We start from the raw sequence: 22,952 nt of genomic DNA on the forward strand, positions 1-22,952 counted from the left end.
AATGTTTATTTGCTATTAGGACTTTCACATTTCAAAAAGGTTTAAAAAGGTTTTGAAATTTAACTAGCTTTTAACAAAAAAGGCTCCCGTTATGGAAGCCTTTTTTAGGTGTGCTAATTATGTAACCTGCTTTTATTTAGGGTCTAAAATAGCATTAATTTGTTCTACCATATCTCTAAGGTGAATATTTGTAATAGCGTTTCTAGAACCAATACGAGAGCGTACTAGGTTTTTTAAAGTAGTAAGTTCGGCACGAGAAATAGCTTTAATATCAGAGTTGCTTGTGCTCGTCATTAAATAAGCTAACCTGTTAACGTGTGCACGTTGTAAATTACGTTTATAAGTATCTATATTTTTTCCGGTGTTTAATTCTTTCCAAACACCGTTTCTTAAGTCACGCATCATGCTTGTAAGGGCGTATGCGTCGTTTCCGTTAAGCGATTCATTCTCTATCATTCGTTGCATTCTAGAGGTGCTTAAAAGGTTGTTTAACGTTCGTGTTTGCACCGCGTTAATACGTTCTATTATTCCTGAAGCCTGAATTTTATCATTAATCTCTGGAGAAATTAACCATTCTGGTGTTTCAAATAATTGATCGTTTATAAATAGTAAACAATCTTTTTGATGTTTTTTATCTACATGGCTGTAAACAGCACCTTCTTGATCGGCTGTTTTGTAGTTTTCGTAAACACCACCAACGTTATTGGCAACATGCCCCATGTAGCGGTTAAATTGTGAAAATACATGACCATACATGGTTTTTAAATCTTCATAATCAGAATTGTTTTTAGTAGTCCATTCAATTAAGTTGGGCACTACGCGTTTTAGGTTTTTTATACCATAAGTACTTGCTAAAACAGCATCGTCTCCTAAATCTTCAGTTTGCGAGCTAGGATCTATAGTTTCTCTTTGTTGTTTACCAAATCTATAAAGTGGATCGCCATCATGTGCCATAATCCAACTGTCTAAAGTTTCTTTTTCTTCATCTGCTGTTTTGTCTAAAATAGGTTTGTAACCCCAAGCAATAGAATATTTGTCATAAATACCAATATTTGGGAATAAAGAAACGCCAACATCTTCGGGTTGTGCGATGTAATTAAAACGGGCATAATCCATAATAGAAGGAGCTGTTCCGTATTTTTTTGTGAATTCAGGATCACGTAAATCTTCTACTTTATAAGCAGAGCTACTTCCCATGTTATGTGGTAAACCTAAAGTGTGTCCAACTTCGTGAGATGATACAAAACGGATTAGTTCTCCCATAACCTCATCACTAAATTCTGAGTTTTGAGCGGCTTTGTTTGCAGCGGCAGTTTGAGTAAAGAACCAACCGTTTACTAAGCTCATTACGTTGTGGTACCAGTTTATATCCGATTCTAGTATTTCACCAGATCTTGGGTCGCTAACGTGTGGGCCATTTGCATTTGGTATTGGCGATGCTAAGTAACGCACAACAGAATAACGTGCATCTTCTGGAGTCCATTCTGGATCTTCTTCTACACTTGGCGGATCTTTAGCGATAATGGCGTTTTTAAAACCTGCGGCTTCAAAAGCAGTTTGCCAATCTTCAATACCTTGCTTAATATATTTTCTCCATTTTACAGGAGTTGCTCTATCTATGTAATAAACAATTTGCTTTTTAGGTTCAACCAGTTCACCATTTTTAAACTTTTCTAGATCTTCATCTTTCACTTCTAATCTCCAACGATCTAAATAAGTTAGTCGTTTACTTTTTTGAGCTTCTAAGCCATAATCGGTTTGGTTACTTGTAAACCATCCTACACGTTTGTCGAAATATCGACGTTTCATTGGTGTTTTCGGTAGTAAAATCATGGAGTTATTGATTTCAATACTAATAGTTCCTGTGCTAGAGTTTGATGGAGGGTTTGATGCGTAGTATGTTTTTACATGGCGCGCTTCAATGTTTAAAGGGTAACTTTTTACAGATTCTATGTAAGATTTGCTCTCGTCTAATCGAGATACTTTGTAGTTCTTTTTGTTTCGAACGCTTAAGCCTAGCGAGTTTACATCTTTTTTGTATAAATCGGTAACGTCGATAACTGTTGCAGTAGAGTCTTTACTAAAAGCTTTTATAGGAAAAGCATATAAAATAGGTTCGAAATTAGAGTTTACCACAGCCTCGTGAATCGGTAAGGATTTATCGGCTACTACGTTATTAGATACTACACGTAGCAATACTTTTTTATCTTTTACTTGCCAGCGTAACACTTGTGTGTTTTCTTTTCCACCGCCAAAGCCAAGTCCGCTTGCTGTTTTAGCAATTCTGGTCACCATAAGCATTTCTCTATCGAAAAGAGAATCTGGAATTTCATACAAATATTTATCGTCTATAGTATGGATTTTAAATAGACCGATATCTGTTTTTGCATCTTTTGTAACGATTTTACTGTACGGCTGAATTTGTTGTTTTTTCAGTTTGTCGGCCTTCGCTTTTTTTGCGAGCATAACCTTTTTAGCCGCATTGGCTTCAGCTGTCTTTTTTGCAGAATTACAAGACAGAATTATTGTTGTTAGAGACAACAATAATAGTTTGGTAGTTTTTTTCAAATTATTATTGGGTTAGTTAATAACGTGAAAATATTTATTTTATATAAAATTATAACCTAGAGCGGTAAAAATTAACGAAAGTTTAGTTAAAATTAACAAAAACCTGATTTTTTATTAATTAAGCACAGGTATTTTTATGTTGAATCCGGTTTGGAAATCTGGAGCATTATTAACCAGAAAATCTTCTTTTACATAAAAAGCCAATTGCATATTTGGCATGCCGTAAGTATAGGTGAAATTCCAATTGGTTAATGTTTTATAAAGCGTGCTTACACCATGTTGCCAACCTCCATTTATTTCTTGCCATTTACCAATAAGTTTATAGTAGCCGGCTTCATCTTTTTTGTTGTAACGCGATTGTAATTGGTAATTAATACTAAAGGCATTATAGTTTCCTTTTTTAGTGTATTTTGTGATTTCAACGGTGCTTTCTGTAGTTGCTAAAAAAGGGTTATTACCCAAATCTACATTGTCTTTGAAATCTATAATGTTTTTGCGTAATAGATTTGCACCTAATGCAATATTAAGTTCGTATTGGTTTTTTAATTTAATATGCTTTACTGCGTTTGCTGAAACTCCGAGGTCTATAGCAGAATTATATTTTGAAGTATTTAAACCTAAATGACTTCCGAAGTTTATAAAGATGTTGCGGCTTTTGTTTATTAAAAACTCTGGATAGTAATAGTGGTTAAGTTCAATGCCACCAATAAAAAAATCGTTATTCTCAAACTCTAAAATTTTTCCGTTTCTATCGGTGTACTTAAAGTCTACTTTATTTAAGCCATAGTAACGCCTTCCGTAGGGATCTTCACCACCAGCAATATTACTATGGAACCACTCTATACTTTCATCACTTGTAAAAATCGAAAACGGATATTTGCCTTTTGTTATTAAGTGAGAACGGAGCGATATGCTCAACTCATGATGCTTAGATAATGGCAGGCTTAAACTAGTACGAAATTCTTTAATTACTGCATCCACAACAATGTTCATGTAATCGGCAGGTGTGGTTTCTTGATCAATAAAATCAAAACGGCGATCGTGCCATTTAACTTGGCTAAGTTGTGCTCGTATTTCTGGATCTTTAGGTAAATATGCTTCCACGAATGGGTGAAAGGTATTTCCGTTAGATATGTTGAAATTAAAAGTTTTACGTTTAGGAGCGTGAAATTTAAAGTTGGTGGAAATTCTTGAGCTGAACATACCGAAATGATGTGTCGCTAATTGATTTGGGCTATCTATACCGTTTTTAAAAACGATAGTATCATTTTGTTGTGCTTTCAGAATAGAAGAGCATAAAAAACAGATTACTAATATAATAGCTTTATTCATTACACAAATGTAAATAAACTAATTAAATATGTGATTAAGAATTTTATGACGCACCTTCTTGGAAATCCCTAGTAAGGTTTAAAGTTGTTAAATATAAGGCTTCGCTTTCCATTTTGCTTTTTAACCAAGCGTAAAAACTCATCACAAAAATATCTTCCTTCTCATTGCTAATCCAAACAAAGCTCTGTTCTACAGTGTTTTTAAAAGCTTCGGAAGTTATACTTTCTGGATTTTTATAAAACTGTTCTACAAAACCTAAGAAAATAATAACACGTTCTTGATTTATGCTTTTTAAGTAATTGAAGTGTGAGCGTTTAAAGCTTAATAATCTTGATTCTACCAAGTCGATATTATTTAATTCTATATGAAGTAATATTTCAATAATATTCTTTTTCATAGTCCATTCTTTTCCTTTTTTTTCGGTGTACCAGTTATCGGTATGATAAAATTTAGAAAATAATTGATGTGCTTTTTTGAATTCATTATTCTGAAAGTAAAAAACAATTAAACTTAATCTAATCCCTAATAAAGACTCAATGTCGTCATGCTTTTTAGGATTTATTTGTTCTAAAAGTAGAATGGCCTCGTTTTGTTTGTTCGAGAAGTTTAAGTTTAATCCGAGTAAAAGATGATGTTTTAATATAAAGCTGTTGAAGTATTTGTTTTGAGCATTTTGCATTTCACTTAACATCAATTTGAGATAGTGTTGAGATGCGCTAAATTTTTTATTTCTGAAAAGTGTGTTTGCAATTAAATACAATATTTGAATATGATAATAGATCTGTTTGTCTTTGTTTTTATGCTGAAGTATAGTTTCGTAGGTTTTAATTAAAAAGGGTTCGGTTTTTAAATAATCGTTGGTTACAAAAGCTGAAAGTCCAATAATAGACATAAGTTGATAGAGTGATTTAAAAGATAAAGCTTCGGTTATGCTTATGTTGTGATCTATTAAAATCTGATTTAAAATTGTTTCAAAATCTATAACTGCACCTTGATAAGTAATACTGTTTAATGTTTGGCGAACTTTGGAATAGACTACATTAAGCTCATCTTCTAAATAATGATTTTTTTGATTTTGCTTAAATTTTAAAATTTCATCTTCCAAATTTAAACTTGGATTGGCATAGGCATATTGAATTTTAGTGTGGTAAATTTCATTTAACATCGGGAACAAAAAATGCTCCTTTGCTAATAATTCGGCCTTATTCAAAATTTTATAAGCTACTTTGTATTGTTTATGTTGCAAACATTTTCTGGCTGCGAGTATGTATTTAATAATTTGCATATCGGTCGAGCTCTCTTCTTGTAAACTCGAATTCGCAATAAAATCGATAATAGATTGATATAGCCGTTTACGTAAAGCATGGTAAGCTCCCGATTTTTCAGTGCCGTAAATTTCAATGCAAATCGCCTTTGTTGGCAGCTCATTACTTAATAGTAGCTTAAAGAGTTTTATGTTCTTCACGTCGCTACGTTTATTCTTTTTTTCTAAGTATGAAATAAAAAACTGCTCTTCTTCAGTAGAAAAAGTAGAAACTATGGCGTTTAAATCATTCATTTAGTCGTCAGTAAATAGTTGTTATATGCTATAAAAATAATATTTATTTAATGAAATTATTAAATTATATCGTCAGTTTTATTAAAATATTGTGTTTGTCATGTTTCCGAAGTATCGCAAATTTGCCATGTAATCATTAAAACAAAAATTATGAATTATCAAACAACAGTTTCAGTAGACGAAAAACCTTCTGATAAAAAAAAGAAAAAAGAAAATAAGCTTTACGATAAAAAACCAACTGCTGCATTTATAGGAGCGTCGTGGTCGGCACTATTAATAGGGATGACATCATTTTGCATTGGTTTGTGGAATGCAGATATGTTACTTAATGAAAAGGGGTATTACTTTACTATTTTGCTCTTTGGTTTGTTCTCCGTAATCTCTGTGCAAAAAGCGGTACGTGATAGAATGGAAAACATACCAGTAACCGATATGTATTATGGTATTAGTTGGTTTACAACGGTAGCATCTATTGTGTTGCTTGTTATCGGGCTTTGGAATGCCAATTTACTTTTAAGTGAAAAGGGATTTTATGGTATGGCATTTTTATTGAGTTTATTTGCCGCCATTGCAGTGCAAAAAAATACGCGAGATGTTCAATTTGTTGATAATGGCAAAGATGATGATGCTTAATAGTAATTATAATCAAAACACAAAACATAACGATTTGTTTTGATGGTTGGTTAGCTAACCCAAAACCTCGCGGCTAAGTGTTGCGAGGTTTTAAATAATAGTATCTTTAAAATTGTTAAAATAAAAAGTATGTCATCAAAACTTCAAAGCGATATAAAGGAGCTTGTTAAACATAAAGTGATATCTGAAGATGTTGCTTTAAAAATTGAAACTTATTATCAATCTAAGGAGTCTCAAACTTCAAACCGTTTGTTTACAGTATTTGCTGTTTTAGGTTCTACATTGGTAGGGTTAGGGCTTATTCTAATATTAGCTCATAATTGGGACCATTTTTCGCGAACTATAAAAACTACTTTTGCTTTTTTACCATTAATTATTGGGCAGTTCTTTGTTGGTTATTCTATTTTACGCCGTAAAAGTGAAACTTGGAAAGAGGCTTCTGGAGTATTTTTGTTTTTTGCTGTAGGGGCAAGTATGGCTTTGGTTAGCCAGATTTATAATATACCGGGAGATTTAAGTAGTTATCTGTTAACTTGGGTATTACTTTGTTTGCCTCTTGTCTATTTACTAAAGTCGAATGCTTTAGCACTTTTGCATCTCGTTTTTATAACTTGTTATGCGTGTTCTTTTGGTTATTTTACCAGTAGTAAAACGCCATGGTTATATTTGGTTGGTTTAAGTTTGTATTTACCGTATTATCTAAAACTAGGGAAAGATAAAAACATAAGCTCTGTTTTAAACTGGCTTACACCTTTAAGTTTGGTTATTGTTTTAGGTGCTTTTATAGATCATGATGAGCAAACTGGTTTTTTAATGTATGTTGTTTTGTTTGGCTTGCTGTATAATATTGGTAGAATGCCATTTTACGCCAATGAGAAATTAAGACGAAATGGATATTTAATTATTGGCTCGTTAGGAACGGTTTGTATGCTTTTAATAGCTAGTTTTAAATGGTTTTGGGAAGGTGTTTTTAATCAAGGATATAATTTTGAATCACAAGAATTTGTTATCACATTAATCTTTTTTATTGCTGCTTCTGTACTTTTAGTTCATTCTGTCATTAAAAGGGGGATTTCCAATGTTAATCTTTTTCAGGTGAGTTTTATATGTTTTACTATTTTGTTTTATCTAGTATTAGTAGATGGTTCAATAGCTGTAATATTAAATAATTTGTTTGTTTTAGCTTTAGGAATTATGGCAGTTAAAATTGGTGCCGAAAGGTTTCATTTAGGTGTTTTAAACTATGGGCTGCTTATTGTTACGGCATTAATTACTTGTCGTTTTTTCGATACCGATATCAGTTTTGTTTTTCGGGGATTATTATTTGTTAGTGTTGGTGTTGGTTTCTTTTTAACGAATTATATAATGCTTAAAAAGAGAAAAAATAATGAAACGCCTAAAATTTAAGATTATGAAAACTAAATATATATTCATTCTATTTATACTTGTTGCGCTGGTGCAACTGTCTATTCCTGCTCAAATGATTTTTAGTCAAGAAGCTGTTTTAAAATCAGGTGTGGCTTATAAGTTTAAAACACAACCTGTAGATCCGAGTGATCCATTTAAAGGAAAATATATCACACTTAATTTTGATGTAAGCAACTATAAAACTAAAGATTCCTTATGGGAACGTAATGATGAGGTTCTTGTTTATTTAACAACAGATTCGCTAGGTTATGCTAAAATAGACGCCGTAAGTAAATATGTTTTAGAACGAAATACTAACGATTATGTAAAAGCAAAAGCGTATTGGTATTCAACATACTCCAAAGAGTTAGTTATTCGATTTCCTTTCAATAAATATTATATGAAAGAAACAAAAGCCTACGCAGCGGAAACTGCAGTAAGAGATAGACAGCGTGATTCGTTAGTAAACAATACGCATGCCTTAGTTTATGTGCAAGAAGGAGAAGCTGTTTTAAAAGATGTTATTATTGATGATATCTCGATTAAGGATTATGTTGAAAAAAGTAATTTAGATTAAATGTTTTAGGTTGAAACAGTGCTAGTTTTCTTAAAAAATTAACAAGTGATGCGCTTTACTCTTAAAGAAAAGATAAAACTATGGCAAAGCATGTTAAACAAATCTAAACAAGTATTATGGTTTCGGGTTTAGGCTGTTTCTTTGTATAGAATTTAAGGAGTAGTTAACCTTAAAAGTTAATTTTCATAAAAGTTGATTAGTTAGTTAGTTAGTTAGTTAGTTAGTTATAAAAAGCCCGTAATTTTGAATAAAAATTACGGGCTTTTTTATACTTAAAAAATAGCGTTGTATTCATCGTTATTTCTTAAAAAATTAACAAGTAGCGGTCTTTATTCTTAAAGAAAATATAAAACTATAACAAAGCATGTTAAACAAATCTAAACAAGTATTATGGTTTCGAATTTAGGCTGTTTCTTTGTATAGAATTTAAGGAGTAGTTAACCTTAAAAGTTAATTTTCATAAAGTTGATTAGTTAATTAGTTAGTTGAAAAAGCCCGTGATTTGAATAAAAATCACGGGCTTTTTTATGTTTAAAAATAATACTTATTCATCGAATTCCTTAAAAAAAATAACAACTCATCGAGTTTAATCTTAAAGAAATTATAAAATACACCAAAAGTGTGTTAAACAAATCTAAACAAGGATTAGGTTTTCGAATTTAGGCTGTTTCTTTGTATAGAATTTAAGGAGTAGTTAACCTTAAATCTCAATTTCATAAAAGTTGATAAGTTAGTTAGTTATTAAAAGGCCCGTAATTTTAGTTAAATTACGGGCCTTTTTATGTCCTAGAATATATTAGTGATTATACGGCTTCTACAAATAAGCCATCATCGGTTTTTGTAACCTTAGCCAAATTATTTTTTGTTAAGCCTTTAATGGTTTTATCCCATTTTTTATTAGACAACCCACTTTGTGTTTTTAAAGTGTTTAAATCTATATTTCCAACCTTTTCAATTAAGGCAAGTAAAGCTTTTTCATCGTCATTCAATTCAACTGAAGACGCTTTCTTTTCAGGTCGCATTTGCGGAAAGAATAAAACCTCTTGTATAGACTGGTTGTTTGTTAAAAACATAATTAAACGGTCCATACCAATACCCATACCAGATGTTGGAGGCATACCGTATTCTAGAGCGCGTAAAAAATCTTCATCAATAAATTCCGTAGCTTCATCATCACCTTTTTTAGCAAGCTTTAATTGGTGCTCAAAACGCTCACGTTGGTCAATAGGGTCGTTTAATTCAGAATATGCATTTGCAATTTCTTTACCACAAACCATTAACTCAAAGCGCTCAGTAAGTTCAGGGTTGTCTCTATGCTCTTTACACAGTGGACTCATTTCCTTTGGGTAATCTGTAATAAAAGTGGGTTGTATGTAGTTGCCTTCACACTTTTCACCAAAAATTTCATCAATTAATTTACCTTTACCCATGGTGTCATCCACCTCAATATGCATGCCTTTTGCAGCAGCTCTAATTTCATCTTCAGTTTTACCAGTAATATCAAACCCAGTAAAGTGTTTAATAGAGTCTGCCATAGTAACACGAGCGTAAGGCGCTTTAAAATCAATTTTATGCTCACCAAAAGTAGCCTCGCTTTTTCCGTTTACGGCAATAGCACAATGCTCTAAAAGTTGCTCACAGAAATCCATCATCCAGTTGTAATCTTTGTATGATACGTAGATTTCCATGGCTGTAAATTCAGGATTATGCGTTCTGTCCATCCCTTCATTTCTAAAGTTTTTCGAGAATTCGTAAACCCCATCAAAACCACCAACAATAAGTCGTTTTAAATACAACTCGTTGGCAATTCGCATATACAACGGGATATCCAAACTGTTGTGGTGTGTAATAAATGGGCGCGCCGCAGCACCACCCGGAATAGGTTGTAAAACCGGAGTTTCAACCTCAAAATATCCAGCACCGTTAAAAAACGAACGCATGGCATTAAATAATTTAGTACGCTTAACAAATACCTCTTTTACGTGTGGGTTAACCACTAAATCGGCATAACGTTGGCGGTAACGTAATTCAGGATCGGTAAAAGCATCAAATACTTTTCCGTCTTTTTCTTTCGGTAATGGTAATGGTTTTAAAGCCTTACTTAATAAAGTAAAATCTTTAACACGAACAGTTTTTTCGCCAACCTTAGTTGTAAACAAATTACCTTCAATACCAACAAAATCACCTAAATCTAGTAATTTCTTTAAAACATCATTGTATTTGGTTTTATCTTCACCAGCGCAAATTTCGTCACGGTTAAAATATACCTGTATACGTCCTTCGCCGTCTTGCAACTGCGCGAACGATGCTTTACCTTGTATGTTTATTGCCATCAATCTACCAGCAACAACCACCTGTTTTTCTTCTGTAAAATCCTGTTTTATCGATTTCGATGTGTGGGTTACAGGGTATAAATCCGCTGGATATGGGTTAATGCCCATAGTGCGTAATTTTACTAATTTCTCTCTCCTTACAAGTTCTTGTTCTGATAATTGCGACATAGTCTAAATGCTCTAAAAATTTTAAAGGCACAAAGATAAACATTTGGTGGTCCATTTTCCATTAACAATTACTCATTTTTTTTTGGGCGCTACCACAAGGGTCGGGCTATACGTTGCAAGTCCTCGCAGGTCCAATTACCATTGGTCCTGCTGTGGGCTTTTCACTGCTATCCCTAGCGCAAGCCATCTGGCGAAGTTGTTTTATAAATAGCAATGTGTTTTTGTTATTAGGTAAATTCAATATCTGAAACTCTTAAACTTTAAAAAAAGCTGTAACAAAACGTTTAATAAAACGTCAAATAATTAAAATCATCAATCAAAATCAAATCATTATGAGTTTCTGGAGAGTTTTACTTTCAATCATTTGTCCGCCATTGGCCGTTTTAGATAAAGGCTGCGGATCTATAATAATCGTTTTCTTGCTATGGCTTTGTGGCTGGGTACCAGGCGTCATTGCAGCGCTAGTTATTTTAAATAACCCTAAAAATTAAATTTTAGTTTATTTATTAGAATAAAAAAAGGGTCGTTACAACAATTAGTTGCAACGACCCTCTAAAATAAGATTAGATATAGCTTATTGACAATAAGGCACTGTAAATGTACCTTCAACAGTTTTATCAGAACTAGAATCGGCTTTAATTTTTACAGTAATTTCAGTCTCAGTAAGTGATGTAACTTCAACAGTGGCAGCTAAATAGTTGTAAGGCGCTTCTCCATCTTTATTGAAAATAACATTTATCCCTTCATAAACACCTACTTCAGGTGTAACGTAAGTAGATATTTCTAGGTCATAATCAAGAACAGAAGATTCACAGTCGGCGGCTATATTTGTAATATTTACAGAAATATCTTCGCCAGAATCGAATGCTTTACCTCCTAAAGCTGTAAAATCATTTCCAAATACTTGTCCTTGTAATATTTGATTAGAAATGTTATCTCCTGAATTGTCGTCGTCGTCCGAACAACTTATCATTAGAGAAATTAATAATGTTAATGAAATTTTAAAGTAGGTTTTCATGGGTTTTGTTTTTTGTGAACAGCAAGGTTAATGATAATATTTGATATAATAAAATTCTTTCATTTATTAAGTAATCAGTTTTTCTAATCACCCCAAATTGATGGTTAGTCTTCTTTTTCTGTAATATTTCAGCTTATAGATTCTATTCTGTAGGTTTAGAGTTTGGGTCTAAAAGTTTGATTTTGAGTTTGCTTTGTTCTTTTTTTTACCTGAATTCTTGCGGAACAAAAACGGGTAAATTCATCGAAAAAAAGAAAATATTTCATTATTTTTGTACTTCATTTTTAATAAGATAGCAAGCCGTTAATTATGTAGATCGCCAACTGTGAACTACTAAATACGGAATGCCAACTGAATACTTAAAAACCATGTTCAATAATTTAAGCGATAAATTAGATAAAGCCTTACACGTATTAAAAGGTCACGGAAGCATAACCGAAGTAAACGTAGCCGAAACTTTAAAAGAAGTTCGTCGTGCACTTTTAGATGCCGATGTTAACTTTAAAATAGCCAAAGATTTTACCAACCGAGTAAAAGAAAAAGCACTAGGGCAAGACGTTTTAACCACTCTGCAACCAGGGCAATTAATGGTTAAAATTGTAAAAGATGAGCTTACCGAACTTATGGGTGGCGATGTAGAAGGGATTAATTTATCTGGCACTCCAAGTATTATTTTAATGTCGGGTTTACAAGGGTCTGGTAAAACAACCTTTTCTGGTAAACTTGCAAATTATTTAAAAAACAAAAAAACTAAAAAACCTTTATTGGTAGCCTGTGATGTTTATCGTCCGGCGGCAATCGATCAGTTACACGTTGTTGGTGATCAAATTGGTGTAGAGGTTTTTAGTGATAGAGGTAATACCGATCCGGTGGCTATTTCGCAAGCAGGTATTGCGCATGCAAAAGCAAACGGACATAATGTTGTTATTATTGATACTGCGGGTCGTTTAGCTGTAGATGAGGCGATGATGACCGAAATATCAAACATTCATAAAGCTATAAATCCACAAGAGACTTTGTTTGTTGTAGATTCTATGACGGGACAAGATGCTGTAAATACGGCAAAATCTTTTAACGATGTCTTAAACTTCGATGGTGTTATCCTTACTAAATTAGATGGTGATACTCGAGGTGGAGCAGCAATTTCTATTAAATCGGTAGTAAATAAACCCATTAAGTTTATTGGTACTGGTGAGAAAATGGAAGCTATCGATGTGTTTTATCCATCACGTATGGCCGACCGTATTTTAGGTATGGGAGATGTGGTGTCTTTAGTAGAGCGTGCACAAGAGCAATTTGATGAGGTTGAAGCAAGAAAACTTCAAAAGAAAATTGCTAAAAATCAATTCGGTTTCGACGATTTCTTAAAGCAAATTCAGCAAATAAAGAAAATGGGAAACATGAAAGACCTTATGGGTATGATTCCTGGTGCGGGTAAAATGCTTAAAGATGTTGATATCGATGATGATGCTTTTAAAGGTATTGAAGCTATTATTCATTCTATGACACCAAGCGAAAGAACAAACCCTGCTATTATTAACGCCAGTAGAAAAGTAAGAATAGGTAAAGGTTCTGGTACTTCTGTACAACAAGTAAATCAACTTTTAAAGCAATTCAACCAAATGAGCAAAATGATGAAGATGATGCAAGGTGGTGGTGGCAAAAAGATGATGCAGATGATGCAGAATATGAAATAATTATTTAGTTTACAGTCTCAGTCTCAGTCTCAGTCTCAGTCTCAGTCTCAGTTTACAGTTGAAGTATGGATTTTAAAGAATTATTGGCCTATAAAAAAGCATTCGATTTGTCAATGCATATTTTTAATGTGTCAAAAGGTTTTCCAAAGGAGGAGACTTATTCTTTAACCGATCAAATTAGGAGAAGTTCTCGCTCTGTTTGCGCAAATATAGCAGAGGCATATCGTAAAAGGCGATATCCTAAACATTTCATTAGTAAATTAACAGATGCAGACGGAGAGAATTCTGAAACGAATACGTGGATAGATTTTGCTTTGGCTTGTAATTATATATCATCGGAAGATTATATGCATTTTTCGGAACAAGGAAAAGAGATTGGTAGACTAATAAATTACATGATAAATAATCCGGGGAAATTCGGAGTAAAAATAGAAGGTTAAAATAAAAATAACGCATGCTTGAAATTTTGAGTATGCATATAAGAGTGAGCACTGTGACCGCGACTGCCACTGAAAACTATATTTTATATGACAATTTTAGACGGAAAAAAAGTAAGTAACGACATTAAAGATGAAATCGCCGAGCATGTAAAAGCTATGGTTTCTAAAGGAGAAAAAGTGCCACATCTTGCTGCTATTTTAGTTGGTACAGACGGTGCAAGTATGACTTACGTAAATGCAAAAGTAAAAGCTTGTGAACGTATTGGTTTTAATTCTACTTTAATAGATTTGCCAGATTATACTACTGAAGAAGAATTACTTCAAAAAATTGATCAATTAAATACTGATAACGATATTGATGGTTTTATAGTGCAATTACCATTGCCAAAACACATCGATGAGCAAAAGGTTTTAATGGCTGTAAACCCAGATAAAGATGTTGATGGTTTCCATCCAACAAACGTCGGGAAAATGGCTTTAGATTTGCCAACTTTTCTACCTGCAACACCTTATGGTATTATGGAGTTGTTAGAGCGTTATCAAATTGAAACCTCTGGTAAGAACGTTGTTGTTTTAGGACGTAGTCATATCGTTGGTCGCCCAATGAGTATTTTAATGAGCCAGAAAAGAAAAGCTGGTGATGCTACCGTAACTGTAGTGCACAGTCGTTCTAAAAACTTAAAAAAAATTACTTTAGAAGCTGATATTGTTGTTGCTGCTATTGGTATTTCGGAGTTTTTAACAGGAGATATGGTTAAGGAAGATGTTGTAATTATCGATGTTGGAATTACACGTGTGCCAGATGCTACTAAAAAAACAGGGTATAGATTAGCTGGAGATGTAGAGTTCGAAAGTGTAAGTAAAAAAGCAAGTTATATTACACCGGTACCGGGAGGTGTTGGCCCAATGACGATTGCAATGTTGCTTAAAAATACGTTATTGGCTCGAGAAAGAAATTTGTAATAAGCGCTTAAACATTAATAAAACAGATAGAATATGCTAGATGCATTAATATTAAGATATTTAACAAAAAGAGGTGTAATAGCCTATTTCGCGGGGCAAATAATATTTTTTGGTTTGTTAGCGTTTTATATTTTTGGAATAGAAGATAGCTCTATGGATCAGGGTGAAACACCATTTTTTATAGGAATGGTTGTTATCGCTTTAGTTTGGGCAGGTGTATGCTTGTTGTTTTGGAAGAAGCCAAAGGAAACTAAAGATTTGAATACCGCGGAAACTGAAAGTTAAAAGGTAGAAATAAGAAAAATAAAAAAGCCTCAAATTTAAATTTGAGGCTTTTTTTTATGCTTTACGTTTTTTATTGTCTTCATAAGTTTTTGTGGAATCTTCCAAAAGCTTATTTAAATCAATGAATTCTTCTTTGCTTAAGTCGCGATATTCGCCAATAGGCATATCGAGTTTAATATTCATAATTCTAACACGTTTTAAAGTCTCTACCTCGTAGTTTAGGTAATCGCACATACGGCGAATTTGACGGTTTAAACCTTGTGTTAAAATAATTTTGAAGGTATAAGTGTTTATTTTTTGAACCTCACATTTCTTTGTGGTTTTGTTTAGTTCTTCCAGAGGGATACCGCCCGCCATGCGTTCAATAAACGTTTGAGAAATTGGTTTATCAACCGTTACCACGTATTCTTTTTCGTGATTGTTACTAGCACGTAGAATCTTATTTACAATATCTCCATCATCGGTTAAAAGAATTAGGCCTTCACTCGGCTTATCTAATCGTCCAATAGGGAAAATACGTTTCGGGTAATTTATAAAATCAATGATGTTATCTTTTTCCACGGAAGTGTCTGTTGTACAAACAATACCTACGGGTTTATTGAATGCTAAATAAACAAACGATGTTTTAGTATTTGTAATTTCTTTGCCATCAACGCATACTACATCGTTAGGCGCGATTTTAGTCCCCATTTCTGGTATACTGCCATTAATTGTTACGCGTCCGGCATCGATTAGTTTATCGGCTTCTCTGCGCGAGCAATAACCAACTTCACTTAAAAATTTATTAATACGTTTTAATTGTACTTCCATCTTGCAAAAATAGGTTAATTAAGTGTTTAAAAAGTCTAAAATATGATTGTAAACTAAATCTGATTTTAAACCATGTCCAAAACCTTTAGTAGAAACAAACTCACCATTTGCGTAGTTTTGTTTAAATTTCAATCCATCTTTATAAGGAATAATTCTATCTTTTTTATCGTGAACAATAAGTCCTTTTGCTTTAAACTCTTGGGTAAATTGTGCTGCATTAAAATATTCAGGCAAATTATTAAAACGTTTTAAAACATAGGTATTCATTGCTTTAGAAACGCGTTTGTTATAACCCATCATATCTATATATCTAGAGAAAACACCTGTAAAATCTGCAGGAGCTCCTAGAAGCACAAGTTTATCTACATGGTCTATTGGTAAATTATAATTACCAAAAGCGGTAGCCATGCCGCCAACTGAATGCCCGATAATAGTTGTTGCTTTAAACTTTTTAGCCACAGCGTGTATACATTCAGAATAAATTAAAGCGTTAAAAAGTTTTCCGCCAGAACTTCCGTGTGCAGGAGCATCTAGTGCAATCACGTTATAATCTTCAGCTTTTAGAAGTTCAATTAAATCTTTCCAGCGGTAGGTGTTGCTTTCCCATCCATGTGCCAACAAAATAGTGTCTTTTTTACCGGGCCACTGGTAAGTTTTTATTTTAATATCGTTGCAAATAAGTTCGTCTTGTTGTGCACTTTTTAAGTAAGCGGCTTGCTTTTCGTTAGTTTTACCTTTTTTAGGAGAAGAAAATAAAACGATTGATAGGTGTGCAGCGTATTTTGGAGCTAAAAAACCAATAGCATTTATGCCGTTGCCAATAATTTTAGGGATATATTTTTTCATTTTTGTTTACGCTTCTCGGTTTACTAAATCTATTGAAAAAGCTGGGGTGCAAATAGCAATATATTCGCAAACTTCAGTAAATGGATTAGAGTATTGTACTCTAGTATTGCGTTCAATTTTTATAGATTGTCCCGCTTCTAAAACAATAGTTTCGCCATCGATAATAAATTGTTTTTTACCACTAATAATAAAGGTGAACTCATCGAATTCAGGAGTTTGAAAAGGCTCACTCCAGCCTGCAGGGGCTTTCATGTGTGCAATGCTGATGTCTTTATTGCCATCAGTTGTGTTTCCAAAATGTTCTTTAATTACTTTACCATCGGTTGTTGGTACAATAAAGGGATTGGCTTGAATGGTATATTTTTTTTTAGACATATCTATAATTTTACTTTTGTCTTATTGCTGTTTTACGTTAATCTTTCTCCTTAAAATATTGTAATTTTGCAGCCTATGAATAAGCAAATTGAACTGCAGGATTTAGGCTATAAAGATTATAAAGATACTTGGGATTACCAAGAGGCTTTGTTTAAGGGTATTGTTGATGCAAAAATAAAGAATAGGAGAGAGGAAACCGCTCTAAAAACCAAAAACTATTTTTTGTTTGTTACGCATCCGCATGTATATACTTTGGGTAAAAGTGGCGATTTGTCGAACTTGCTTTTAAATGAAGCACAGTTGGCCGAAAAAGGAGCAAGCTTTTATAAAATAAATAGAGGAGGAGATATTACCTACCATGGACCTGGGCAAATTGTTGGATATCCTATTTTAGATTTGGAGAATTTTTTCACCGATATTCATAAATATTTACGCTTTTTAGAAGAAATGATTATTTTAACTTTAGCAGAATATGGATTAAAGGCCGAAAGAAGTCCTGGTGAAACAGGAGTTTGGCTTGATGTTGGAACACCTTTTGCTCGAAAAATTTGTGCTATGGGTGTGCGCGCAAGTCGTTGGGTTACCATGCATGGATTTGCACTTAATGTAAATGCTAATTTGGGGTATTTTGATAATATTATACCATGTGGTATTCGCGGTAAAGCAGTAACATCACTTAATGTAGAGTTGGCTCAAAAAACAGTTGATGAGGTTGAGGTAAAAGAAAAATTACTAAAACATTTTAAAGCCCTTTTTGAAGCTGAATTTGCTTAAAAAGAACCGCGATTATTTAAATAATAAATTGTTTTTACTTTAAAAAATAAAATTTGATATCACCAGCATCCATAGATTTAGTATTTGAAACCGCCCGAGTAGAGGAGGTTATTGGCGATTTTGTAAACTTAAAAAAAGCAGGAAGTAACTTTAAAGGGTTAAGCCCTTTTAGTGACGAGCGCTCGCCAAGTTTTGTGGTATCGCCAGTGAAGCAAATCTGGAAAGATTTTTCAACAGGAAAAGGGGGGACATCGGTGTCTTTTTTAATGGAGCACGAGCATTTTACTTATCCTGAAGCTATAAAGTATTTAGCAAAAAAGTATAATATTGAAATAGAAGAAACCGAACAATCTAACGAACAAAAAGAACAAGCTAATGAGCGCGAAAGTTTGTATTTGGTTAGTGAATTCGCAAATACTTATTTTCAGAAAATTCTTCATAAAACCGACCAAGGAAAATCTATTGGATTAAGTTATTTTAAAGAGCGTGGTTTTACAGAAGAAACTATTAAAAAATTTGATTTAGGATATTCACTAAACGAATGGCAAGGTTTTACCGATGAGGCTTTAAAACAAGGTTATAATATCGATTTTTTAGCAAAAACAGGGTTAACTATTGTTAAAGGAGATAAACGTTTCGATCGTTTTAAAGGTCGTGTGTTGTTTCCTATAAAAAGTATGAGTGGCCGTGTGTTAGGTTTTGGTGGCCGTATTTTGGTGCTTGATAAAAAAGCAGCGAAGTATATGAATTCGCCAGAAAGTGATATCTACCATAAGAGTAAGGTGTTGTATGGTATTTATCATGCTAAGCAAAGTATTGCAAAAGAAGATAACTGTTATTTGGTTGAAGGTTATACCGATGTTATTCAGTTTCATCAAACAGGGATAACAAATGTTGTGGCATCTTCTGGTACCGCATTAACGCCAGATCAAATTAGATTAATAAATAGACTTACCAAAAATATTACCGTGCTTTTTGATGGAGATGCTGCAGGTATGCGAGCATCGCTGCGTGGTATCGATTTAATTTTAGAGCAAGGCATGAACGTTAAGGTGTGTACCTTTCCTGAAGGAGAAGATCCCGATAGTTTTGCAAAACAAAATACCTTAGAAGAACTATCTACGTATTTAACTGAAAATGCTAAGGATTTTATTCAATTTAAAGCTTCTATTTTATTCGAAGAGTCTAAAAACGATCCGATTAAAAAAGCAGATACGGTTAGAGATATTGTAAATAGTATTTCTAAAATTCCAGATCAGATAAAGAAAGAGATTTACATTCAGGAGTGTGCTCGTATAATGGATATGAGCGAATCTGTATTATTCAGTACGCTCGCACAAATTGAGAGTAAAACGGCTAAAGATAATAGCGCGAAACCAGCAACTAATAAGCAGAATTATAATATGGATCCGAATATGGATCCAAATCAAGACCCAAGAGAAGGTCCTCCGGATAATTATCCGTTTGAGGTAATTACTAATAAAGAACCGGTAAAAAAAGTAGATGTTCAGTATCTTTTAGAACGAAAAATTATTGAAGTACTATTGCTTTATGGTAATGAGGTAGAGGAGTTCGAGGACTTAGTTTTGAAAGAAAACGAAAAAGGCGATTTGGTTTTAGAACCCGTTGTGCATGAGGCAAAAGTATTTGAAAAAGTGTTTTTGGATTTGCAGGATGATGAAATGGAGTTTACAAACACACATTTTAAAGAGCTGTATTACACTATTATTGATAGATTAAATCAGGATACTAAATTCGAGTTGAAAACTTTCATCAATACCGTAAGTACAGATATGTCTAGTGAAATTACCACCATTTTAATGGATGATGATCGTTATGCGCTAGACGATTGGAATAGAATGAATATTTTTCCGAAGGAGAAAAAAATGAGTATAGCACAACTAGTAAGCGAGACCATACTTAATTTGCGTTGCTTTTTAATAGATCAAAAAGTAAAAGAGTTTCAACAAGAAACGTTGCAAAATAAAAAAGACTCGAATAGAAACATACTAGAAGAAGTAAGAGACTATTCGGGTCTTAAAATGTTGTTATCTCGAAAATTAAACCGCGTACTATAGGTGTTCTGCTAGTTTCGCTTGATTAACTAAGTCAATAAGGTTTGTTACTTTAAGCTTACGCATTAAACGCGCTTTGTAAGTACTTACTGTTTTTTCGTTAATGTCTAATTCTTTAGAGATTTCTTTGTTTTTTCTACCAATAGTTAAAAGCTTTAAAACTTCAGCTTCTCTAGTAGATAACTTTTTGTAAAACGTTCCAGAGCCTTTGTTCACTCTGTTCCCAAACGCTAGTTGTTGGGTTAGATCATTACTTAAATAAATACCACCATCGTAAACTTTTAAAATAGCTTCGTTGATAGTAATCACATTTACAGATTTATGGATAAATCCAGAAGCTCCTGCTTTAATAGCATTTATTGCATAAACTTCTTCAGGTTCACCGCTAAAAATCACGGTTTTAATGTCGGGGAAATCATTTTTTAAATAACGTAAAAGAGTTAATCCATTAAGCTTAGGGAAATCAGCTTCAGTTAAAATAATGTCTACTTCGTTTTTTCTAATGAAATCTAAGATGTCATTTCCATCTTGTAAACTTCCAACAATTTCGATGTTTGGTGAGGCAGAAAAAAGCACCTCTAATCCTTTCCTCGTAATAGGATGGTTGTCTGCTATTAATAATTTTATCATAATTTTCCGAGCTTTCATTGTAAAGGGTTGAGAGAATATACTACTTGAAAGAAAAAAGCTCGGGGGCTAAAGTATGAGTTTTTTACGTATTTTGCAAAAATTACATCAAATTATCAGGAATGTCGCAGATTGGGATAGCAATCATTTTGTGTTTATTACTAGAATTGAATCTTTTGTAAATTTTAAAAACTTCAAGTTCACGTCCAGAAAATTCAGCATCTGTTTTACCGGCTTCATCCATGGACATCGCCCATTCTAACTCGGGATACGAGGCTCCAATTTGATCTTCATCACTTCTTGTATCTCCAAAAAGTCCGTCGCTAGGAGCGGCTTTCATAATAGATTCTGGAACCTCTAAAAACTCACCAATTTCGTAAACTTGAGATTTTAATAAATCTGCGATTGGACTTAAATCTACACCTCCATCACCGTATTTTGTGTAAAAACCAACACCAAAATCTTCAACTTTATTACCTGTTCCTGCAACTAATAGTTTATAAAGTCCGGCATAATAGTATAAAGTCGTCATGCGTAAACGTGCTCTCGTATTGGCTAGTGCCATATCGACTGTAGCTTTATCTCCGTCGGAAAACAATTCAGATTTAAAAGACTCAAATACTGGTGTTAAATCGGTTCTTGTATCGCTAACATTACCAAAACGTTTAGATAGTTGGGCAATATGTTCTTGCGCACGAGTAACATGGCTTTCGGCTTGGTGTATTGGCATTTCAATACATAAAACATTTAATCCTGTTTTTGCACATAATGTAGACGCAACTGCCGAGTCTATACCTCCAGAAACACCTATTACAAAACCGTTTACTCCAGCTTTTGTTGCATAATCTTTTAACCAATTTACAATATAATCTACTACTTTTTCTGTTTGCATTTTAGAAGAGTTTTGATATAAGAATACTACCTTTGTCAACAAAAATACTGTAATCACTCAATTAATAAAAATTTAAAACGTTTAAGTTTTAGTATGAAACAACTGTCATTAATAATCCTTGTTGCTATTTGTGTTTTTTCTTGTAAAAATAAAAGTGATGTAGAATTAGCATTGGAGAACAACAAGATAGATATTTCTGTAGAGCGCTTCGACCGGTTTTTTGCACAAACTAATCTGGAAGAATTGCCTAAGTTAAAAAAGGCTTATCCGTTTATGTTTCCTGAAGCTATAGCAGATTCTATTTGGATGGATAAGGTGAATGATACCTTACAGCAAGAGTTAAGTGGCGAGGTTGATAAAGTGTTTTCAGATTATCAAAACACAGAAGAAGAGCTAGAGGAATTGCTTAGCTATATTCATTATTATTTTCCTGAATTAAAAACGCCAAGGATTATAACCACAACTAGTAATGTAGATTATAGAAACCGTGTTATCGTTACCGATACTATTGTTTTGGTAGCTTTAGATGCATACTTAGGGGAAGATCATTATTTCTATCAGAGTATTCCAAAATACATTTCGGAAGATTTAAGGAAAGAACAAATTGTTGTAGATGTAGCCGAGGAATATGCTAAGAAATATGTTTTTCAACCGGAAAGAAAAACGCTTTTAGATGAAATGATCTTTTTTGGTAAAATTCTATATTTTAAAGATCAGGTTATTCCTTTTAAGTTAGAAAACGAACGAATAAGTTACACCAAAGACGAGTTTACTTGGGTTGAAAATAACGAAAGTTCTGTTTGGCAATATTTTGTAGAACGCGAATTGCTATACAGTACAAATTCTAAATTACCCAACCGCTTTATAAACCCAGCGCCATTTTCTAAATTCTATTTAGAAGACATAGATGGTGAGTCGCCAGGTAAAATAGGGCAGTATGTAGGTTGGCAAATAGTGAAAGCTTACATGGATAACAACGACACATCTTTTAAAGATATGTTGATTATGAATGCCGAAGAACTCTTTAATAAATCAAAATTTAAACCAAAAAAAAGTAATGGCTAATATAAAATCTAAAATTGAATTGAATGTGGAGTTAGATGAAAATCGAGTTCCAGAAAAATTACATTGGACAGCACAAGATGGCGGAATTTCGAATGCTGAGGCTAAAGCCATGATGCTATCAGTTTGGGATTCTAAAACACAAGAAAGTTTACGTATTGATCTTTGGACAAAAGATATGCCTGTAGATGAGATGAAAGTCTTTTTTCATCAAACACTTGTGGCTATGAGTAACACATTTAACCGTGCTACACAAGACGAAAAAATGACAGCAACCATGAAGGATTTCTGTGATTATTTTGCTGAGAAATTAGAGATTAAAAAATAGTTTTTCACGAATATTTCTAAATTTTTTATTTCGTTTTACATCAATAAGTAGTGTCGTAAATGGAAAAAAAATAACGGCTTTAGTTGTAAATATCAACTTTTAGCTTACATTGTTGCGTTCAAAACTTTAGATTTTTCAATAATTGAGATGAAATTTAAAACAAATTTTTAAAACTTCTGAAGTT

Annotated in this window: 22 protein-coding genes; 12 read left to right on the plus strand and 10 right to left on the minus strand. The window is 33.1% G+C overall.

The window, feature by feature from the left end:
* Positions 1 to 132: 132 nt before the first annotated feature.
* The 3 genes from V6246_RS15405 to V6246_RS15415 all read right to left on the minus strand — a co-directional run bounded on the left by V6246_RS15405 (position 133) and on the right by V6246_RS15415 (position 5,458).
* A complete protein-coding gene (locus V6246_RS15405; RefSeq protein WP_341561355.1) occupies positions 133 to 2,568 on the minus strand; it encodes a zinc-dependent metalloprotease in 2,436 nt (811 codons plus the stop codon).
* A gap of 114 nt (positions 2,569 to 2,682) precedes the next feature.
* The gene (locus V6246_RS15410) at positions 2,683 to 3,900 is read right to left on the minus strand and encodes a hypothetical protein (RefSeq protein WP_341561356.1); all 1,218 of its coding nucleotides are present in this window, start codon (positions 3,898 to 3,900) and stop codon (positions 2,683 to 2,685) included.
* 43 nt (positions 3,901 to 3,943) lie between these two features.
* Entirely contained in the window at positions 3,944 to 5,458 is a 1,515-nt protein-coding gene (locus V6246_RS15415) for a hypothetical protein (RefSeq protein WP_341561357.1), read from the minus strand.
* A gap of 150 nt (positions 5,459 to 5,608) precedes the next feature.
* Between V6246_RS15415 and yiaA the strand changes: the two genes are divergently transcribed.
* From yiaA to V6246_RS15430, 3 genes are all read left to right on the plus strand, one after another.
* Entirely contained in the window at positions 5,609 to 6,091 is a 483-nt protein-coding gene (yiaA, locus tag V6246_RS15420) for an inner membrane protein YiaA (protein WP_341561358.1), read from the plus strand.
* Between the two features lie 129 nt (positions 6,092 to 6,220).
* On the plus strand, positions 6,221 to 7,498 hold the full coding sequence (locus V6246_RS15425) for a DUF2157 domain-containing protein (RefSeq protein WP_341561359.1): 1,278 nt from the start codon (positions 6,221 to 6,223) through the stop codon (positions 7,496 to 7,498).
* 4 nt (positions 7,499 to 7,502) lie between these two features.
* Positions 7,503 to 8,075, plus strand: a complete 573-nt coding sequence (locus V6246_RS15430; RefSeq protein ID WP_341561360.1) for a GDYXXLXY domain-containing protein — start codon at positions 7,503 to 7,505, stop codon at positions 8,073 to 8,075.
* 803 nt (positions 8,076 to 8,878) lie between these two features.
* Here V6246_RS15430 and lysS read toward each other — a convergent pair.
* Positions 8,879 to 10,576 (minus strand): lysine--tRNA ligase, encoded by a 1,698-nt coding sequence (lysS, locus tag V6246_RS15435; protein WP_341561361.1) that lies wholly within the window; start codon positions 10,574 to 10,576, stop codon positions 8,879 to 8,881.
* A 332-nt stretch (positions 10,577 to 10,908) separates the two neighbouring features.
* Between lysS and V6246_RS15440 the strand changes: the two genes are divergently transcribed.
* Positions 10,909 to 11,067, plus strand: coding sequence for a YqaE/Pmp3 family membrane protein (locus V6246_RS15440; protein ID WP_158845287.1), 159 nt, complete (start codon positions 10,909 to 10,911; stop codon positions 11,065 to 11,067).
* An 83-nt stretch (positions 11,068 to 11,150) separates the two neighbouring features.
* Here the strand turns inward: V6246_RS15440 and V6246_RS15445 are convergent, their stop codons facing one another.
* Positions 11,151 to 11,594: a hypothetical protein gene (locus tag V6246_RS15445; protein ID WP_341561362.1), complete on the minus strand. Its 444-nt coding sequence runs from the start codon at positions 11,592 to 11,594 to the stop codon at positions 11,151 to 11,153.
* Positions 11,595 to 11,962: 368 nt separating this feature from the next.
* On the opposite strand from V6246_RS15445, the gene ffh reads away from it, so the two are divergent.
* From ffh to V6246_RS15465, 4 genes are all read left to right on the plus strand, one after another.
* Positions 11,963 to 13,291, plus strand: coding sequence for a signal recognition particle protein (gene ffh, locus V6246_RS15450; RefSeq protein WP_159019210.1), 1,329 nt, complete (start codon positions 11,963 to 11,965; stop codon positions 13,289 to 13,291).
* A 65-nt stretch (positions 13,292 to 13,356) separates the two neighbouring features.
* A complete protein-coding gene (locus V6246_RS15455; RefSeq protein WP_042504292.1) occupies positions 13,357 to 13,731 on the plus strand; it encodes a four helix bundle protein in 375 nt (124 codons plus the stop codon).
* Positions 13,732 to 13,818: 87 nt separating this feature from the next.
* Positions 13,819 to 14,694: a bifunctional methylenetetrahydrofolate dehydrogenase/methenyltetrahydrofolate cyclohydrolase FolD gene (gene folD, locus V6246_RS15460; protein ID WP_341561363.1), complete on the plus strand. Its 876-nt coding sequence runs from the start codon at positions 13,819 to 13,821 to the stop codon at positions 14,692 to 14,694.
* A gap of 33 nt (positions 14,695 to 14,727) precedes the next feature.
* The gene (locus tag V6246_RS15465) at positions 14,728 to 14,979 is read left to right on the plus strand and encodes a hypothetical protein (RefSeq protein WP_341561364.1); all 252 of its coding nucleotides are present in this window, start codon (positions 14,728 to 14,730) and stop codon (positions 14,977 to 14,979) included.
* 54 nt (positions 14,980 to 15,033) lie between these two features.
* Here V6246_RS15465 and rluF read toward each other — a convergent pair whose 3' ends face one another.
* Genes rluF through V6246_RS15480 form a run of 3 tightly spaced genes read right to left on the minus strand, consistent with a single transcriptional unit; the run spans position 15,034 to position 17,010 of the window.
* Complete coding sequence (gene rluF / locus V6246_RS15470; protein WP_341561365.1) at positions 15,034 to 15,789, minus strand: 23S rRNA pseudouridine(2604) synthase RluF; 756 nt, start codon at positions 15,787 to 15,789, stop codon at positions 15,034 to 15,036.
* 18 nt (positions 15,790 to 15,807) lie between these two features.
* On the minus strand, positions 15,808 to 16,635 hold the full coding sequence (locus V6246_RS15475; protein ID WP_341561366.1) for an alpha/beta fold hydrolase: 828 nt from the start codon (positions 16,633 to 16,635) through the stop codon (positions 15,808 to 15,810).
* 6 nt (positions 16,636 to 16,641) lie between these two features.
* Complete coding sequence (locus V6246_RS15480; RefSeq protein WP_341561367.1) at positions 16,642 to 17,010, minus strand: cupin domain-containing protein; 369 nt, start codon at positions 17,008 to 17,010, stop codon at positions 16,642 to 16,644.
* 75 nt (positions 17,011 to 17,085) lie between these two features.
* Here V6246_RS15480 and lipB point away from each other — a divergent pair, with 75 nt between their 5' ends.
* Both lipB and dnaG read left to right on the plus strand, forming a co-directional pair.
* On the plus strand, positions 17,086 to 17,784 hold the full coding sequence (gene lipB, locus V6246_RS15485) for a lipoyl(octanoyl) transferase LipB (protein ID WP_341561368.1): 699 nt from the start codon (positions 17,086 to 17,088) through the stop codon (positions 17,782 to 17,784).
* 53 nt (positions 17,785 to 17,837) lie between these two features.
* Positions 17,838 to 19,862 (plus strand): DNA primase, encoded by a 2,025-nt coding sequence (gene dnaG, locus V6246_RS15490; RefSeq protein ID WP_341561369.1) that lies wholly within the window; start codon positions 17,838 to 17,840, stop codon positions 19,860 to 19,862.
* On the opposite strand, the gene V6246_RS15495 is transcribed toward dnaG, so the two are convergent.
* Together V6246_RS15495 and nadE are read right to left on the minus strand one after the other, a co-directional pair.
* Complete coding sequence (locus V6246_RS15495; RefSeq protein ID WP_042504465.1) at positions 19,857 to 20,489, minus strand: response regulator; 633 nt, start codon at positions 20,487 to 20,489, stop codon at positions 19,857 to 19,859. The genes dnaG and V6246_RS15495 overlap by 6 nt on opposite strands.
* Positions 20,490 to 20,589: 100 nt before the next feature.
* Complete coding sequence (nadE, locus tag V6246_RS15500) at positions 20,590 to 21,378, minus strand: NAD(+) synthase (protein ID WP_341561370.1); 789 nt, start codon at positions 21,376 to 21,378, stop codon at positions 20,590 to 20,592.
* Positions 21,379 to 21,471: 93 nt separating this feature from the next.
* Between nadE and gldB the strand changes: the two genes are divergently transcribed.
* Positions 21,472 to 22,443, plus strand: a complete 972-nt coding sequence (gene gldB / locus V6246_RS15505; RefSeq protein WP_341561371.1) for a gliding motility lipoprotein GldB — start codon at positions 21,472 to 21,474, stop codon at positions 22,441 to 22,443.
* Positions 22,436 to 22,768, plus strand: a complete 333-nt coding sequence (gene gldC / locus V6246_RS15510; protein ID WP_042504278.1) for a gliding motility protein GldC — start codon at positions 22,436 to 22,438, stop codon at positions 22,766 to 22,768. Before gldB ends, gldC begins: the two co-directional genes overlap by 8 nt.
* The last annotated feature ends 184 nt before the right edge of the window (positions 22,769 to 22,952 follow it).

The sequence above is a fragment of the Algibacter sp. TI.3.09 genome (assembly GCF_038154905.1).
Lineage (GTDB): Bacteria > Bacteroidota > Bacteroidia > Flavobacteriales > Flavobacteriaceae > Algibacter.

Bases quoted from the DNA above. Each gene is read 5' to 3' on its own strand.
- nadE (WP_341561370.1), bottom strand. From the start codon at position 21,378: ATGCAAACAGAAAAAGTAGTAGATTATATTGTAAATTGGTTAAAAGAT.
- V6246_RS15410 (WP_341561356.1), bottom strand. From the start codon at position 3,900: ATGAATAAAGCTATTATATTAGTAATCTGTTTTTTATGCTCTTCTATT.
- V6246_RS15445 (WP_341561362.1), bottom strand. From the start codon at position 11,594: ATGAAAACCTACTTTAAAATTTCATTAACATTATTAATTTCTCTAATG.
- V6246_RS15495 (WP_042504465.1), bottom strand. From the start codon at position 20,489: ATGATAAAATTATTAATAGCAGACAACCATCCTATTACGAGGAAAGGA.
- V6246_RS15465 (WP_341561364.1), top strand. From the start codon at position 14,728: ATGCTAGATGCATTAATATTAAGATATTTAACAAAAAGAGGTGTAATA.
- V6246_RS15415 (WP_341561357.1), bottom strand. From the start codon at position 5,458: ATGAATGATTTAAACGCCATAGTTTCTACTTTTTCTACTGAAGAAGAG.
- V6246_RS15425 (WP_341561359.1), top strand. From the start codon at position 6,221: ATGTCATCAAAACTTCAAAGCGATATAAAGGAGCTTGTTAAACATAAA.
- V6246_RS15475 (WP_341561366.1), bottom strand. From the start codon at position 16,635: ATGAAAAAATATATCCCTAAAATTATTGGCAACGGCATAAATGCTATT.
- gldB (WP_341561371.1), top strand. From the start codon at position 21,472: ATGAAACAACTGTCATTAATAATCCTTGTTGCTATTTGTGTTTTTTCT.
- V6246_RS15440 (WP_158845287.1), top strand. From the start codon at position 10,909: ATGAGTTTCTGGAGAGTTTTACTTTCAATCATTTGTCCGCCATTGGCC.
- V6246_RS15480 (WP_341561367.1), bottom strand. From the start codon at position 17,010: ATGTCTAAAAAAAAATATACCATTCAAGCCAATCCCTTTATTGTACCA.
- yiaA (WP_341561358.1), top strand. From the start codon at position 5,609: ATGAATTATCAAACAACAGTTTCAGTAGACGAAAAACCTTCTGATAAA.
- lipB (WP_341561368.1), top strand. From the start codon at position 17,086: ATGAATAAGCAAATTGAACTGCAGGATTTAGGCTATAAAGATTATAAA.
- V6246_RS15430 (WP_341561360.1), top strand. From the start codon at position 7,503: ATGAAAACTAAATATATATTCATTCTATTTATACTTGTTGCGCTGGTG.
- lysS (WP_341561361.1), bottom strand. From the start codon at position 10,576: ATGTCGCAATTATCAGAACAAGAACTTGTAAGGAGAGAGAAATTAGTA.
- rluF (WP_341561365.1), bottom strand. From the start codon at position 15,789: ATGGAAGTACAATTAAAACGTATTAATAAATTTTTAAGTGAAGTTGGT.
- folD (WP_341561363.1), top strand. From the start codon at position 13,819: ATGACAATTTTAGACGGAAAAAAAGTAAGTAACGACATTAAAGATGAA.
- V6246_RS15455 (WP_042504292.1), top strand. From the start codon at position 13,357: ATGGATTTTAAAGAATTATTGGCCTATAAAAAAGCATTCGATTTGTCA.
- ffh (WP_159019210.1), top strand. From the start codon at position 11,963: ATGTTCAATAATTTAAGCGATAAATTAGATAAAGCCTTACACGTATTA.
- gldC (WP_042504278.1), top strand. From the start codon at position 22,436: ATGGCTAATATAAAATCTAAAATTGAATTGAATGTGGAGTTAGATGAA.